Below are 15,462 nucleotides of genomic sequence, written 5' to 3' on the forward strand. Positions count from 1 at the left end.
TGCGGGTATGCTATGATGAGAAATGACAGCTGTTAAGAAAAGGAAGGTGGTTTCGAGTTGAATATTCTACCATATATATTTAGTACGATCATTGTATTGAACGTGCTTTTGGCACTCGCTATCATTTTCCTTGAACGTCGGGATGCTAGCTCTACGTGGGCCTGGTTGATGGTGCTATTATTCATACCTGTTGCCGGGTTCTTTCTTTATTTAATTTTTGGACGAAGACTGAGCAATAAAGAGATATTTACTTGGGACAAAAAAAGCCGGCTGGGACTGCTTACCGCAGTGCAGGAGCAGCTTCGCGCCATTAAAGATCATAGCTTGAAGGTGCAGCATGAAGACATAGTGCAATACGAAGACCTCATTTTCATGCATTTAAAGAATAATGATGCTCTTCTTACGCAGGATAACGAAGTTGAAGTATTCACAGATGGACAGAAAAAATTTCACGCCTTATTAGAAGACATCGAAGGCGCAACGGATCATGTTCATCTGCTTTATTACATCGTACGGGATGATCAGCTGGGGGAGAGACTTGCTGAGGTTTTAATACGCAAGGCGAAAGAAAATGTGGAAGTGAAGCTTCTCTATGATGATATGGGATCACGTACATTAAGCCGGAAATTCATTAAAAGAATTGAAGCGGCAGGCGGGATGGTGGAATCCTTTTTCCCTCCACTTATCCCGAAACTTAATATGAAAATTAACTACCGGAACCACCGAAAGCTTGCCATTATTGATGGAAAGGTCGGCTATATTGGCGGCTTTAATATAGGGGATGAATATTTAGGTTTTAATAAAAGGTTTGGCTATTGGCGGGATACTCATTTAAGAGTGAAGGGCGGAGCCGTCCATAACATGCAGACCCGCTTCATCCTCGATTGGAATCATGCTTCACGGCAGGATATTCATTATAATGAACGGTATTATCATGCTGAAGCTGAAGGTGACGTGGCGATGCAGATTGTCTCAAGCGGGCCGGACTCGGATTGGGAACAGATCAAGCACGGTTATATTAAAATGATTCTATCTGCCAAGAAGTATATTTATATCCAAACGCCATATTTTATTCCTGATGATAGTTTGCTGGATGCTCTGCGGATAGCTGTTTTATCCGGGGTGGATGTCCGTATAATGATTCCTAAAATGCCGGATCACCCTTTTGTGTATTGGGCGACGTTCTCTAATGTAGGAGATATGCTGAATGCGGGGGCCACCGTGTACGTGTATCAAAAAGGGTTTCTCCATGCGAAGTCGATAGTAGTAGATGGCAATATTGCCTCAGTAGGTACGGCTAACATTGATGTGCGAAGCTTCCGGCTGAACTTCGAAGTGAACGCCTTTTTGTATCACCCTGACATTGCTCACGAGTTAGCCGATCGTTTTCATGAAGATATTATAGATTCAACTGAACTGACGTATAAACTATATAAAAAAAGGTCGCTGTGGATTCGATTTAAAGAAGCAGTCGCCCGACTATTGTCACCAATCTTGTAAACCATCTCAAAAAGAGGTGGTTTTTTATTGGTACCAGGTACAGAGAGAAAAAAGAAAAATAAGGTTTGGTACCGGGTACCGCACAATTTATCTTCTGTACCCGGTACACAGAGAAAAAAGAAAAAAAGTGTCCTTAAAAGCTGTGGCTTTTAGGACACTAGATAAAAGAGAGGTTATATTAAAAAACTATTGGGAGGAAAGCTTGAGCGAAGCTTCCGTTTGTTCACCGTTTCGGTAAACGGTGACATTAATGGTATCTCCAGGCTCTACATCGCTGTAGAGGTACTGGCGAAGGCTCATAAGTGAGTCAACTTCTTCTTCGTCAATTTGTGTAATGACATCGTATTTCTCAAGACCGGCTTCTGCTGCTGGAGAGCCTTCTTCCACCCCTCCGACAAGTACACCCTGCTGTACGTCTTCAGGTAAGTTCAATTCCCCTTCCAGAACGGAACTCGGAAGCTGGCTAACGTCCTGTAGTTCAATACCCATGTAAGGGCGTTCTACTTCTCCAGTCGTCTCGAGGTCATCGATGATGGGTTTGGCTATATCCATAGGTATGGAGAAACCGATGCCTTCCACTTCAGCTTGGGCTATTTTCATAGAATTGATGCCTATAACTTCACCCTGAAGATTGATCAGCGCACCCCCACTATTGCCGGGATTAATTGCAGCGTCTGTTTGGAGCACTTCGGTTTCCCAGTCTGGCTGCTGGTCCCCGTTAATGTCCACTGGTATGTTACGACTTACACCGCTTATAATTCCCTGCGTGGCTGATCCGGCGAATTCCATGCCGAGCGGGTTACCTATTGCTATGGCTGTTTGACCAACCTCTACATTTTCGGCTGATCCTAGCTCAGCAACCTCGTCCACATGATCGCCATCTATCTGTAAAACGGCTAGATCTGTCAGTGGGTCGCTTCCTTTAAGCTCGGCTTCCACTTTTGTACCATCGTGTAATACAACTTCAAGGGAGGAGGCATTTTCAACTACGTGATGGTTTGTTGCAACAAAAGCTTGACCGTCATCTTCTTTGTAGATGACCCCGGATCCAGTGCCGGCTTCTTGGCTTCCTTGTATTCCTTCTTGACTGTTGCTGACTCCAACAACAGCTTCAGAGGCTTTATTAATGGCTTGCGTCACTTCACTTTGGTCTTCACCAAGGTTTAATTCATCAGCTTGTGCAGAGGGTTCATTCGTTTCCACGTTAATGGTAATTCCTTTCCACTGAAACACGGCCGTTATTAAAAACGCAGCCACAATAGCACCTAAAACACCATAAGCGAAACCTGACCGTTTACGACGTCTTCTAACTGATTTTTCTTCTTCATTTATCATGAGTGATCAATGACCCCTTTCTCAACTGCTGATCATTGGCATGAATCAATGGGTTCCTCTGTACAATTCTTATTTTAGGCAGGAGATATGGCATGACTTCGGAGGAATTGTGGAAAAAGTATGTAATGCACCTCGTTTGTTGTAAAATATGCGAAAATGGTTATAGAATCCTAGTAGTAAGGAGGAATCGTATGAAACGTACCATAGGAGTAGTAGAGGATGATCCGAACATTCGCGACATTGTTTCTGCTTACTTAGATAAGGAAGGGTATCGCGTAGAAGCTTTAGATACCGCAGAAAAAGCATGGGAGTTTTTTCAGCAGTCGCCGCCCGATTTGTGGGTGCTGGATATTATGCTGCCTGGAATAGATGGGTACGAATTTTGTAAAAGAATCCGTCAGACTTCAGAGGTGCCGATTATCATTATATCAGCCAAAGATGAGGAAGTTGATAAAATACTGGGACTCGAATTAGGAGGCGACGACTACTTGACCAAGCCGTTCAGCCCTAGAGAACTGGTTGCCCGGGTCAAGCGCCAGCTGAAGCGGTGGACCGTCATGAAGCCTGAAGAAAAAGAAGAAGATACTGCTATTATTAAAGCAGGGCTCCTCTCTTTAAACGAAACAGAGCGCAGTGCTTATTTCCATGGAAAAGAAGTAGAGGTGACGACGAAGGAATATGATTTATTAAAAATCCTCGCTGAGCAGGAGAACCGTGCATACAGCCGGGAAGAATTGCTTATTAAAGTGTGGGGCGATGATTACTTTGGCAGCGACCGTGCAGTAGACGACCTTGTCAAAAGAATCCGCAAGAAGATGAAAGACTTACCGTTAGAGACGGTGTGGGGGCACGGATACCGCCTCCGCAGCAGCCGTGATTCTTCATGAAGCTGCAGTATCAGTTAAATGCAGCATTTGCTGTTGTTATTCTTATTGTTATGACTATTACTGTATTTTTTGTCTATTCCTTAATCATGGACATGCTTATTCAAGATGAGCGCTCGCAGCTTGAAGAACGTGCAGAGCTGCTTAAACAAATTACAGAAGAACAGGACGCCTCAGTACGTCTGCCGCAGCTGACACAGCTCGTACAGGACCAGAATTATCCTCTGCTCCTGTTTGATCTAAATCAAGACGAGGTGTTATTTAGTACTCTGCCGGCAAATACAGCTGTGGACTGGCTGGACCGTTATGATGAAGAACTAGTCGATGAAGAGGTGTGGGAAGATCAGAGTGGAGAAAGCTATGTAGCTTATAACATTGGCGTCGCTCCAGACAGTGCCCAGCGCATCCTCGTTATGGTAACCCCGTTAGATGACTTGCAGATCGTACAAAACGCATTCGCTCAGCGCATGATTCGAATTATTATCATCGGGCTTCTTCTTGCTCTTGCTGTCAGTTATTTTATGACTAATCGGTTAGTAACACCATTAAGCCACTTGCAAAAAGAAGTGAAAAAGATAGAAAAGCGTAAATTTGATCAAGTAGAGCCCGTAAAGGCAAGCGGAGAAATTAAAGAAGTGGAACGCAGCGTACGGCACATGTCGGAAGAACTGGAGCGGTACATTAACTCACAGAAACAGTTTTTCCAAAATGCATCTCACGAATTAAAAACGCCGCTCATGTCTATCCAGGGTTATGCAGAGGGCATTCGTGACGGTATTTTTAAAGGGGACGAAGCTGAACGTGGTCTTGATGTTATGGTTAGTGAAACCGAACGATTAAAAAAAATTGTAAACGAGATGATCCTGCTGGCTAAATTGGACAGCAGTGAAGACGTTTATCATCCGGAACAGGTGAATGTAGCTGATGTTGTCGCTCAGGCTAAGGATCGTCTTTTTCCATTAGCGAATGAAAAAGGGGTGGAGCTGTACTATAGCGGGGAGGATGCATTTTACAGTTATGTGGACCGGGAACGTGTGCTTCAAGCCTTCATCAATATTATTGGAAATGCTGTGCGGCATGCGCACGGTAAAGTGGAAATCCTCTCCCAGATTACGGGTGACCGCATATCCGTACAGGTTATTGATGATGGGAACGGGATTCCGGAAGAGCTGCTGCCCCAGCTCTTCCAAAGATTCATTAAAGGAAAAGAAGGAGAAACCGGATTAGGACTGGCGATCTCACGCGCCATTATTGAACGGAGCGGTGGAACAATCAGTGCTGAAAATAATAGTGGGGCAGGTGCTAAATTTGAAATCCAGTTGAACCAAAGAATGGAAGATCGACAATAATGGTATAATAGTCAGGGAACGATTCAGAGGAAAGAGAGGAAAGAGAGGAAAGAGAGGAATACAAATGGACGCCAAACCTTGTATTGATTCATTAGCAGTAAAAAATTCACACGTACTTCCGCCTGATACAAACAGCCATGGGACGTTGTTTGGAGGAAAGCTTATGGCTTATATAGATGACGTAGCAGCGATCGCTTCCGTACGTCATTGCCGCAGACCCGTCGTCACGGCTTCCACAGATTCGGTCGATTTTCTCCATCCTGTGTTTGAAGGAGATACCATCTGTCTCGAAGCCTTTGTCACCTGGACCCATAACACATCCATGGAAGTCTTCGTTAAAGCCGTGACAGAAAATCTTCTCACAGGGGAAAGAAAATTATGTACGACTGCGTTTTTATCTATGGTCGCCGTGGATGAAAACAATCAGCCTGTTACTGTGCCCGGGGTTTACCCTGAGTCAGACGAAGAAAAGTGGCTGCATAACGGAGCCCCAAAACGCCACGATCACCGAAAAGCCAGAAGAAAAGAATCCAAAGAACTAGCCGAAATGTTCGGAACCAACCTGCCGTGGAAATAAGCAGCGCTGAAGCTAAGCACCCAGTGGCTGCTGCAGCTGTCCAAAAGAAAAGCTGCGTGCCCACGAGGGCGGGTATGTAGATATTATAGGGAACAGCAATTGGAGAACCCCGGGGAAGCTGACTATCAGCTTCCCCGGATTTTTTCTTTTTCTTTATATTCCATTCAGGAGTAAAAAGATCGATATTTTCACTTTAGTATTTTCATGATGCGCTTTTATTGGTAAAGTATTTTTTATGTGTTAGAAAATCGTTTTAATTGGAAACGAAGAGGGAAATGAAGATTGATTGTAAATTTTTTCAATATTTGGAGGTGCTTGTAGTGGAAACAGTCATAAGTTTTTTAAATGAGATTATTTGGGAATATATCCTGGTGATCGTGCTCCTGGGGCTGGGATTATATTTTAGTATTCGATTGAAATTCGCCCAGTTTACTTACATACCAGAGATGTTTCGGGTGTTGTTTGACAAAAGGGCTGTATCTGCAAAAGGAAAGAAAGGGACGTCGCCGTTTCAAGCGTTTGCCATCAGTACGGCTTCGCGTGTCGGAACAGGGAACTTAGCTGGAGTAGCCGCAGCAATTTCGGTCGGGGGTCCTGGTGCAGTCTTCTGGATGTGGATGGTGGCTGTATTAGGCGGAGCGTCGAGCTTTATCGAAAGTACATTAGCTCAAGTGTATAAAATCCCCGAAAAAAATCAATACCGTGGTGGTCCGGCGTACTATATGGAGAAAGGGCTGAAAAACCGAAAGCTTGGAATCATTTTCGCAATTACAATTACTTTCACTTATGGTCTTGTTTTTAGTTCTGTACAATCCAATACAATCCGCCTTGCCTTCGAAGAGTCCTTTGATATTGGCAAATGGGGCATTGGCCTCTTATTAACTGCTGTCGTGGCTCTTGTTATCTTCGGCGGGTTAAAACGAATTGCACAGGTTACGCAGTTTGTCGTTCCAATAATGGCTGTTTTTTATATTATTATAGCGTTAGTCGTGTTTTTAAATAACATAGCTCAAGTACCGGAAATGTTCGCACTGATTTTCCAAAGTGCATTTGGCTTTAGAGAATTTGCCGGAGGTACGTTCGGTGGGATGATCCTGATCGGGATCCAGCGCGGCTTGTTCTCAAATGAAGCAGGGATGGGGAGTGCACCTAATGCGGCGGCAACATCAGAAGTGACACACCCTGTGAAGCAGGGGCTTATTCAAACGCTGGGAGTTTTTACTGATACATTATTAATCTGTAGTGCGACCGCAGTTATTATCTTATTCTCCAACGAATACATGAATACGGATTTAGAAGGGATTCAGATCACCCAGTTAGCCTTTGAAACAGAATTGGGAGCATGGGCTGCTATATTCATTGCAATTGCAATATTCCTGTTTGCGTTCAGTTCTATTATTGGAAACTATTATTACGGTGAAACGAACATAGAGTTTATCAAAACGAGCCGGGGCAATATTTTAATATACAGAATTGCTGTATTAGCTATGGTCATGTTTGGTGCCATTGCTGAATTTGGACTTGTCTGGTCGCTGGCTGATTTAACTATGGGAATCATGGCATTAATTAACTTATTTGCAATCTTCATGCTGTCTAAAGTCGCCTATGCTGCTTTGAAGGACTATACACGTCAGCGTAAGAAAGGGAAAGATCCCGTGTTTTACCAGGATCACCTTCCTGGAGTTGAGGGAATGGAATACTGGCGGCGCGATCAATCCTCAGAAAAAGAATCATAAGAGAATGGTAATGCGCTGTACAATGGTTACAGCGCATTATTTTATTTTGACATGATTTTTCCATATGCTTCTGTGCTTTTGTTTTAGGGTGGAAAGCGCCATTGTGATAAAGTAGGGTTAGATTGAGATAAGAAGGGTGAACGGGATGAGCATTTTATCAGTTGAGAACGTTAGTAAATCATATGGAGACCAAACTCTATTTGATAATATATCTTTTACCATATCCAACGGCCAGCGAATAGGCTTGATCGGAGTTAATGGCACGGGGAAGTCCACCTTAATGAAAATAATGGCGGATTTAGAAACAGGCGATACCGGAAGCAAACAGCATGCAAAGGATTTTTCACTTGAATACTTGCCTCAAGAGCCTGAGCTTGATCCTGCATTAACTGTGCTGGAGCAGATATATTTTGGTGAATCAAATGTTATGGTCACGATTCGTACTTATGAACAGGTGCTGCAGAAGCTTTCCTTAGATCCTGAGAACACGAAGCTGCAGGAACGCCTGCTCGACATGCAGCAGAAGATGGATGAATATAATGCGTGGGAAGCGAATACTGAGGCGAAGACCATTTTAACGAAGCTTGGCGTAGAAGCTTTTGACAAAAAGACGAGCGAGCTTTCGGGAGGACAGAAGAAGCGGGTTGCGATAGCCAGAGCTCTTATACAGCCGGCAGACCTGCTGTTGCTGGATGAGCCGACTAACCATTTAGATAATGAAACGATTGAATGGCTTGAGGGATATTTGTCCCAGTATAAAGGCTCTTTAATGGTTGTCACCCACGATCGTTACTTCCTGAACCGGGTGACGAATATAATCTATGAGCTTGATCGAGGTACGCTTTATACGTATGAAGGAAACTATGAAACCTTTCTGGAAAAGAAAGCTGAGCGTGAAGAATGGGAGCGTCAGGCTGAAGAAAAACATCAGAATGCACTGCGTCGTGAATTGGCCTGGCTTAAACGTGGAGCTAAAGCAAGAACAACAAAGCAGAAGGCAAGAAAACAGAGAGTAGAAGCCATGCAGGAGCAGAGCTTTGCGACGGATAAGCAGGATGTCGATATGGCGATCGGATCCGCACGTTTAGGTAAGCAGGTGCTTGAATTAAAAGACATTACTCATTCCTATGGCGGACAGAAGCTGATTGATCAATTCAATTACCTCGTTGTTCCTAAAGAGCGTATTGGCATTATAGGTCCTAATGGTACAGGGAAGACAACCCTGCTGAACATCATGGCGGGGCAGGTGACCCCTGACAGTGGAGAGGCAGCTGCAGGCTCTACGGTAAGAATCGGTTATTATACTCAGGATCATGAAGAAATTGATGGCTCGCTAAAAGTAATCGAATATATTAAAGAGGTTGCTGAAGTCATTTATACCGCTGAGGGAGAAGAAGTTACAGCTGAACAGATGCTGGAACGTTTTCTTTTTCCACGATCGAAGCAGTGGACGTATATCCGGCGATTGTCAGGCGGGGAGCGCCGCCGTCTTTATTTACTGCGTGTGCTTATGAAAGAGCCGAATGTCTTGTTTTTAGACGAACCGACAAACGATTTAGATACTGAAACTTTAAGTGTACTTGAGGAATACCTGGAACAGTTTCCTGGTGTCGTAATTACGGTATCGCACGACAGGTATTTCCTTGACCGGGTAGTCGATAAACTTCTTGCTTTTGATGGAACAGGAAAAGTAAAGAGGTACTACGGCAATTATTCCGACTTTTTACAACATAAGGAATCCGTGATTTCAGAAAAAAATACCGGCCGTCCGTCACCTTCCGTACAGGAAGAGACGAGACGTTCCAACCGTAAACGGAAGCTTTCTTATCGTGAAAAACAAGAATGGGAAACTATAGAAGATGAAATTGGCGAAATTGAAGCTGAAATCGAAGCGGTAGACACTGAAATGGCGGAAGCAGCGACTGATTATAGCAAAGTGGAGGAGCTTTCGACGAAGAAACAAGGACTCGAAACGAAGCTGGAAGAAAAAATGGAGCGTTGGGAAGAGTTATCTTTGCTCATAGAATCCATTGAAAATGAATAGAATAGGAAACCTGAGCGCTGATGCTCAGGTTTCTTTTTGTATTTGAGCATCGATTATGGAATAATTGATAGCGGATACATGCACTAAATTAAATCAAAGGGGAGATCGTTCACATGAAATTTCCAAGTCAGGAAAAGTTAGAAAAATATGCTGAGCTTGCTTTACGGACAGGCGTAAATCTGCAGAAGGATCAACGGCTGATGATTAATTCCAATGTCGAAGGGGCACCTTTCACACGAGTAGTAGCTGGAAAAGCCTATGAAATGGGAGCTAAAGATGTATACATAGTATGGGGAGACGATGAACTTACACGAATGCGCTATGAGCATGCTGATGTAGAAGTTCTTAAAGAGGTACCGGAATGGCAGCGTCAGATGTTCGATTACTTCGGAGAAGAAGGCGCAGCTGTTCTATCCATCCGTTCAACCGATCCAGACTTGTTAAAAGGAATTGATGCAGGTAAAGTAGCTGCAGCGAACAAGGCTCGTGCAGAAGCGATGACAAACTTTCGTAATTATACGATGAACGACCGTATTCAATGGTCAATTGTCAGTATTCCAATTCCAGCATGGGCGCAGAAGATTTTCCCTGAGCTTTCAGGTGAAGAAGCTGTTGAGCAGCTCTGGGAGCAGATTTTCAGTATAGTAAGAGTGGATAAGGATGACCCTGTAGCGGCATGGGAAGAGCATAACCAAACACTTCAGCAGGCGCGGGAATTTTTAAATCGCAAACAATATAAGAAGCTCGTCTACAAAGCACCAGGAACAGAGCTTGAAGTAGAGCTTCCTAAGGGGCATGTCTGGAAAGGCGGCTCTGCTAAAACAGAAAAAGCACAAATAGCTTTTAATCCGAACATGCCGACAGAAGAAGTATTTACTGCTCCTCATAAGTACGGAGTAAACGGCCATGTAGCAAGCACGAAGCCGTTGAATTACGGCGGTAACGTAATTGACCGCTTTACACTTACGTTCGAAAACGGTAAGGTCGTTGATTATAAAGCAGAGGAAGGCGAGGAAACGTTGAAACATCTGCTTGAGACAGACGAAGGGTCTAAACGCTTAGGGGAGCTTGCATTAGTGCCGCATGAATCGCCGATTTCACAATCTGGATTAATTTTCTATAATACGCTTTATGACGAGAACGCGTCCTGTCACCTGGCGCTCGGTAAAGCCTATCCAAACAACGTAGAGGGCGGATCGAATATGAATGAAGAACAGCTCGATCAAAATGGAGTCAACCACAGCTTAAGTCACGTCGACTTTATGATGGGGTCTGAGGAGCTTGATATTGATGGAGTCCTTGAAGATGGTACGACAGAGCCGGTCATGCGCAAGGGAAGCTGGGCTTTAAACTTTGCCGATTAATAATAGGAAGCGCCGACGAAAATGTCGGTGCTTTTTTTGTATTCAAGGAAATTATCCAAAATTCTGAGAAACCTGCTTTATAGAGCGATATCCGGCGCAAGCGATCTGGTAGATTTAGACTTCAGCCAGATCGCTTGCGCCTTTATGCTGTTTCGCCCATAAAAAACACTAATCGCCCATAAAGCTGAATTAATACCCATAAGTCGCTCAATCCGCCCTTAAAATGACAGATGTGCCCACAAACCATCTGAATCCGCCCATAACAGTCTCCCACCATATCTTCAGTCTTTAAAAGTGTTCCATACAGGGTATAAAAATAATAGAGATAGGAAGGGAGCGATTGAGATGTATGATGCAGCCATTGTTGGTGCTGGATTTGGCGGATTGACCGCAGCTGCTGAGCTGAGTAAACAGGGCTGTAAGGTAGTCGTATTTGAAGCATCCAACGAATTAGGGGGAAGTGCCGGAAAATATGACCGTGGTGGTTACCGCTTTCAGGCCGGGGCCACCGTAGGGATGGGATTTGAGGAGGGCGGCGTGTTTCATTCACTTTATCAATCATTAGGAATTCGCCTGCCGCCTATGACTCTGCTTAATCCTATAATGGATATTCATCTTCCTGACCGAACAATTCACTATTTTCGGGATCGTCATGAATGGTATACAGAGATTGAGAGGCAGTTTCCTGATGTGAAGCATCAAGCCAAAGCTTTCTACGATGAGGTCTTTAAAGTCGGAGCGCTCGTGGACAAGCTTGTCCAGAGTCTGCCTATTTTTCCGCCCAGGGACCTTCGTGATTGGACAGGACTGCTGCCACTGCTAAATAAGCATTCTCTTAAGCTGATTCCTTTTTTAACACAAACCATTTATCAGCGCCTGAAGCGATATAATCTTCATAAACATTCTTTGTTTGTTACGTTTTTAAATGGTGAACTAATGGACAGCGTACAAACGAGCGTAGATCGATGTCCGGCTTTTCTAGGGTATGCGGCGTTGCAGACCTTTCATAAAGGAGCGTATGCGGTGCAGGGGGGATTAGCATCAATCGCTGAGGATCTCGCTGAGTATATAGAAAAACAGGGAAACGACGTCCTAAAGAGGCACCCCGTCTATGAAGTGAATCATGACGGACGAGCATTCGAGTTAAAAACAAAGCGGGAGCAGGTGTGGGTCAGTAAAAAAGTGGTTATGAACAACTCTGCTCATAACCTAAACGATACGCTGTCCCCTGCGCTTGCAGACCAAACGTATATTAAAAAAGAGAAAGAGGGAACGAGAGAGGCCTGGGGCGCCTTTATTATTCATGCTGGTGTCAAAGAGGAAGTGTTCGACCAAACCTCTAGTTTATATCACCAATTTATCGATCCCTCCCATCCAGAAAGCTTACACGAGGGAGGTCAGTTCTTATTATCATTGGCCCGTCCGGAAGACGAATTTATGGCTCCTGCAGGAATGCGGTCATTAACGATGTCTACTCATACGGAAACGACCCAGTGGTGGGTGAAGGAACATTATGAAACTAAGAAGAGGTTAATGACGGAGCGCATGATAAGCATTGTTCATCACTATTTTCCCGGGTTTGCTGAAGGTCTGGATCTGGTGCTCCCTGGTACACCGGTTACTTTTCAGAAGTGGCTAAGGCGCAATGAAGGCAAGGTAGGAGGGTATGCTCCTGTGGGAAGGTGGAGCTGGATCAATAGTTATTCTGTCCGAACGGGAGTGAAGAATCTATATCAGTGCGGGGACACTGTGTTTCCCGGGGCGGGAACCTTAGGTGTGGCTTTGTCAGGGCGGATGGCTGCAAAACTCATTTCACAGGATTGATGAGGGTGAAATAGGGTATAGGTAGATATAGAGAATCTTAAGGAGGAAATCATATGCCAGGTCCAGAGAGTGAGCTGCCAGGCTTTCAGTCCAATCCTAATAATTTTGGGAAATGCAGCAGCTGCGGTGTCATATTAACTTCCAAAAAGGAAGCGAAAGTTACGCTCTGCAAAGATTGTCAGGATCGTCATAAGGCCCGCGAAGAAGTAGTAGGAAAACAATGAATGAAAAACAGTCCTAAATAAGAAAGAATAGCTTTCAGAGAAACTTTGTTCTTTCTGAAAGCTTTTTTAATGGATTCCTTGAATGATCAAGAGGAAAGGATATTTGGAGATGACGCCCTTTTCAATCTACCTGCAGAACGTTGGGGCGGTAATGTTGGGAGACCTGAACGCCATAATTGGATTTCCATCACAGAAAAAGACCACGCCTTTATTGAGTATGTGCCGTACTTAATCGAATTTCCTATATTAAGACATCCTCAGGCTTTATCAGCCCTCCAGGTCAAACCTTATTCGTCTCTCCCATTCAACAGCCTGTGACTACAGCTGATTAGCTGTAGTCCTTAATCTATGTATTTTTCCTTTACATAAGAAGGAGCTGAATGGTTGCTGCGATCTTATTAGTTACGGGTGACAGCGGTATAACTCAACTTCAAAACTTTATTGTTGTAACAGCCGTCCCAGTGTCATTAATACTTCTTCCTCTGGTGTGGCTCGCTCCACGGGTCGCTAAGCTGATGGCGCAGTAACAAAATATAAGTAAATAAAAAGTCAGGGACTTAGCTTGCCGTCCCTGACTTTTCTGTGCGTTGGCACCACGTCCTGCTTCAATAGAAGAAAGCTCTACAAGCTTTGTGCTTTTCACGACTGTTTTTCATTTGGTTATTAGTAATAATTAATTTCAAATCTCTTATTTATGACGAAGTACGGCACGGACAGGGCTGCCGTCCGCTTCATCCATTTTCAGCGGAAAGGTCATCAGTTCATAAATGCCGGGAGACACATGATCAAGATCCAGACCTTCTAGAATGAGAATGTCTTCATTTTTAAAGGAGTGGTGGGCCGGCAGATTTTTACTTGTTTCAGAGTCTACAGAGGGAGTATCAATCCCGATTAAATCGATCCCTTTTTCCTTTAAAAATGGAGCAACGTCCTCTGAGATTACTGTATACTTCCCGGGAAATTCGGAACGGTTTTCCCAGCTCAAGGAACGAAACAGAACTTTAGTAACCGCCTCAAATTTAAAAGGTTCAAGGTCTCCTGCCTCAATCATGCTCTTATTTTCAACGTTGACAACAAGCGCATCTCCTATAAATCGCTCAATTGGCAATTCTCCTATAGTGGAGCCGTCGTTATCATAATGAAAAGGGGCATCTACATGGGTGCCTGTATGGTTGCTTGTTTGAAATTGCCCCACATTAACAGAGCCTGTTTCTTCCATACCCGATGTCAACTTATAGCTGAAAGCTTGATCCCCCGGCCATGGTGGAGTTTTCGCGTTAAGTGACATTGAAATGTCAATGAGTTTCATGGATATCCTCCTTAAGCAATTGTCCCTCGTTGGTTAGAAAATTGCTGCTGCTTATTATTTTTCATAATATCTTTTATCTTACATACCACATCGTATACATCTTCAAACGAAACATAAAGGGCGATGGGGGCAAGGCGGATCACATTTGGAGCGCGGAAGTCAGGGATCACTCCTTCGTTCTTCAATGCTTTACAAATGCTGGCGGCTTCTGGATGGACCAGGCTTACGTGCCCGCCTCTCCGTGCGTCTTCTCTTGGGTTGGCTATAACGAAATCATAGGGAGCAAGATCTTCTTCAATTAATCTCATAAGCAGCTGAGTCAGCTGCAATGATTTACTGCGGATCCGTTCAATACCTGCTTCCTGAAAAATCTCCAGCGAGCCTAACAATGGTGCAGAGCTTAAAATGTGAGGGGTGCCAATTTGAAACGCGCCTGCAGAATCAGCCGGGGTTAGTTCATGATTCATATCAAACTGCTTGTCTTTACTGGAGCTGAACCACCCTGCGAGTCCGGGGGCACGCCCTAGGTGTTTTTCGTGAACAAACAAGCCGCCCGTCCCTCCAGGGCCGCTGTTTAAGTATTTATACGTGCACCATACTGCGAAGTCAACTCCCCATGCATGCAGTTGATGGGGGAGTGCCCCAATTGAATGGGCTAAGTCAAACCCGACGATGATATTGTGATGATGAGCCGCTTCTGTAATTCTTTTTATATCCAGCAGCTGTCCGCTCCGGTAGAGGACAGAGGGGAGTAAGAGCAAAGCCACTTCCTCGTTCATTGCTTCAATAATGTCTTCCTCTGACAAAGTACGTCCGTCCCGGCTTTGAACTTGAATAAGATGCTCATCAGGCTGATAACCGTGCAGCTTAAGCTGGCTTTTTAAGGCATAAATATCAGAAGGGAAGTTCAGTTCATCAGCTATGATCTTCGTTTTATTTCCCTTTGGCTTATAGAATGTAGCTGATAATTGATGAATGTTCGTTGTGATGGAGCCGGTATTGATTACTTCCTTAGCTTTTGCCCCTATTAAAGGAGCGGTTAACGATCCGATTGTTTCGGACATGTAATACCACGGCTGCCTGCCTTCTGTCCAGCCGTCAATGGCATGCTGTTTCCAATCCTGCAGCGAAGTAAGAAGGGTTTCTTCGGCACGTTTACTAAGCAGACCGAGAGAGTTTCCATCCATGTAGTATGTACCCGGACTGGTATAGAATTCTTTCTTATAACTACTAAGTTCGTCCTGTTGATCCAGCTTTTGCACATCTTCACGTTTCATTTTATCGCCTCCTTCTACTAGTATATAGGATTTTAATCC

General features: G+C 44.2%; 13 protein-coding genes. 10 read left to right on the forward strand and 3 right to left on the reverse strand.

The genetic code is table 11. The features are described 5' to 3' along the window. The first annotated feature begins 57 nt into the window (after positions 1-57). Positions 58-1,500 (forward strand): cardiolipin synthase, encoded by a 1,443-nt coding sequence (gene cls / locus LF822_RS10925; protein WP_253924060.1) that lies wholly within the window; start codon positions 58-60, stop codon positions 1,498-1,500. Positions 1,501-1,686: 186 nt separating this feature from the next. Here cls and LF822_RS10930 read toward each other — a convergent pair whose 3' ends face one another. After that, positions 1,687-2,835 carry a S1C family serine protease gene (locus tag LF822_RS10930; protein ID WP_253924061.1) on the reverse strand — a complete coding sequence of 383 codons (1,149 nt, stop codon included), beginning with the start codon at positions 2,833-2,835 and terminating at the stop codon, positions 1,687-1,689. Positions 2,836-3,026: 191 nt separating this feature from the next. Here LF822_RS10930 and LF822_RS10935 point away from each other — a divergent pair, with 191 nt between their 5' ends. From LF822_RS10935 to LF822_RS10975, 9 genes are all read left to right on the forward strand, one after another. Further along, positions 3,027-3,722 (forward strand): response regulator transcription factor, encoded by a 696-nt coding sequence (locus LF822_RS10935; protein ID WP_253924062.1) that lies wholly within the window; start codon positions 3,027-3,029, stop codon positions 3,720-3,722. Next, entirely contained in the window at positions 3,719-5,068 is a 1,350-nt protein-coding gene (locus LF822_RS10940; protein ID WP_253924063.1) for a sensor histidine kinase, read from the forward strand. The genes LF822_RS10935 and LF822_RS10940 overlap by 4 nt, the downstream gene beginning before the upstream one ends. A 64-nt stretch (positions 5,069-5,132) precedes the next feature. Beyond that, positions 5,133-5,645, forward strand: a complete 513-nt coding sequence (locus LF822_RS10945; RefSeq protein ID WP_253924064.1) for an acyl-CoA thioesterase — start codon at positions 5,133-5,135, stop codon at positions 5,643-5,645. Positions 5,646-5,920: 275 nt separating this feature from the next. Continuing rightward, the gene (locus LF822_RS10950; RefSeq protein ID WP_256521838.1) at positions 5,921-7,381 is read left to right on the forward strand and encodes an alanine/glycine:cation symporter family protein; all 1,461 of its coding nucleotides are present in this window, start codon (positions 5,921-5,923) and stop codon (positions 7,379-7,381) included. 145 nt (positions 7,382-7,526) lie between these two features. Further along, positions 7,527-9,425 carry an ABC-F family ATP-binding cassette domain-containing protein gene (locus LF822_RS10955; RefSeq protein WP_253924065.1) on the forward strand — a complete coding sequence of 633 codons (1,899 nt, stop codon included), beginning with the start codon at positions 7,527-7,529 and terminating at the stop codon, positions 9,423-9,425. Positions 9,426-9,538: 113 nt separating this feature from the next. Then, positions 9,539-10,789: an aminopeptidase gene (locus tag LF822_RS10960; RefSeq protein ID WP_253924066.1), complete on the forward strand. Its 1,251-nt coding sequence runs from the start codon at positions 9,539-9,541 to the stop codon at positions 10,787-10,789. Positions 10,790-11,134: 345 nt separating this feature from the next. Next, positions 11,135-12,613 carry a phytoene desaturase family protein gene (locus LF822_RS10965; RefSeq protein ID WP_253924067.1) on the forward strand — a complete coding sequence of 493 codons (1,479 nt, stop codon included), beginning with the start codon at positions 11,135-11,137 and terminating at the stop codon, positions 12,611-12,613. Positions 12,614-12,666: 53 nt separating this feature from the next. Then, positions 12,667-12,837 carry a hypothetical protein gene (locus LF822_RS10970; protein WP_253924068.1) on the forward strand — a complete coding sequence of 57 codons (171 nt, stop codon included), beginning with the start codon at positions 12,667-12,669 and terminating at the stop codon, positions 12,835-12,837. Between the two features lie 380 nt (positions 12,838-13,217). Beyond that, the gene (locus tag LF822_RS10975) at positions 13,218-13,364 is read left to right on the forward strand and encodes a hypothetical protein (RefSeq protein ID WP_371925901.1); all 147 of its coding nucleotides are present in this window, start codon (positions 13,218-13,220) and stop codon (positions 13,362-13,364) included. 161 nt (positions 13,365-13,525) lie between these two features. On the opposite strand, the gene kynB is transcribed toward LF822_RS10975, so the two are convergent. Beyond that, positions 13,526-14,146 carry an arylformamidase gene (gene kynB / locus LF822_RS10980; protein WP_253924069.1) on the reverse strand — a complete coding sequence of 207 codons (621 nt, stop codon included), beginning with the start codon at positions 14,144-14,146 and terminating at the stop codon, positions 13,526-13,528. A gap of 11 nt (positions 14,147-14,157) precedes the next feature. Next, complete coding sequence (kynU, locus tag LF822_RS10985; protein ID WP_253924070.1) at positions 14,158-15,423, reverse strand: kynureninase; 1,266 nt, start codon at positions 15,421-15,423, stop codon at positions 14,158-14,160. Positions 15,424-15,462 lie beyond the last annotated feature (39 nt).

This window comes from Halobacillus sp. A5 (assembly GCF_024189315.1).
Lineage (GTDB): Bacteria > Bacillota > Bacilli > Bacillales > Halobacillaceae > Halobacillus_A.

Bases quoted from the DNA above. Each gene is read 5' to 3' on its own strand.
- LF822_RS10930 (WP_253924061.1), bottom strand. From the start codon at position 2,835: ATGATAAATGAAGAAGAAAAATCAGTTAGAAGACGTCGTAAACGGTCA.
- LF822_RS10935 (WP_253924062.1), top strand. From the start codon at position 3,027: ATGAAACGTACCATAGGAGTAGTAGAGGATGATCCGAACATTCGCGAC.
- LF822_RS10940 (WP_253924063.1), top strand. From the start codon at position 3,719: ATGAAGCTGCAGTATCAGTTAAATGCAGCATTTGCTGTTGTTATTCTT.
- LF822_RS10945 (WP_253924064.1), top strand. From the start codon at position 5,133: ATGGACGCCAAACCTTGTATTGATTCATTAGCAGTAAAAAATTCACAC.
- LF822_RS10950 (WP_256521838.1), top strand. From the start codon at position 5,921: ATGAAGATTGATTGTAAATTTTTTCAATATTTGGAGGTGCTTGTAGTG.
- LF822_RS10955 (WP_253924065.1), top strand. From the start codon at position 7,527: ATGAGCATTTTATCAGTTGAGAACGTTAGTAAATCATATGGAGACCAA.
- LF822_RS10960 (WP_253924066.1), top strand. From the start codon at position 9,539: ATGAAATTTCCAAGTCAGGAAAAGTTAGAAAAATATGCTGAGCTTGCT.
- LF822_RS10965 (WP_253924067.1), top strand. From the start codon at position 11,135: ATGTATGATGCAGCCATTGTTGGTGCTGGATTTGGCGGATTGACCGCA.
- LF822_RS10970 (WP_253924068.1), top strand. From the start codon at position 12,667: ATGCCAGGTCCAGAGAGTGAGCTGCCAGGCTTTCAGTCCAATCCTAAT.
- LF822_RS10975 (WP_371925901.1), top strand. From the start codon at position 13,218: ATGGTTGCTGCGATCTTATTAGTTACGGGTGACAGCGGTATAACTCAA.
- kynB (WP_253924069.1), bottom strand. From the start codon at position 14,146: ATGAAACTCATTGACATTTCAATGTCACTTAACGCGAAAACTCCACCA.
- kynU (WP_253924070.1), bottom strand. From the start codon at position 15,423: ATGAAACGTGAAGATGTGCAAAAGCTGGATCAACAGGACGAACTTAGT.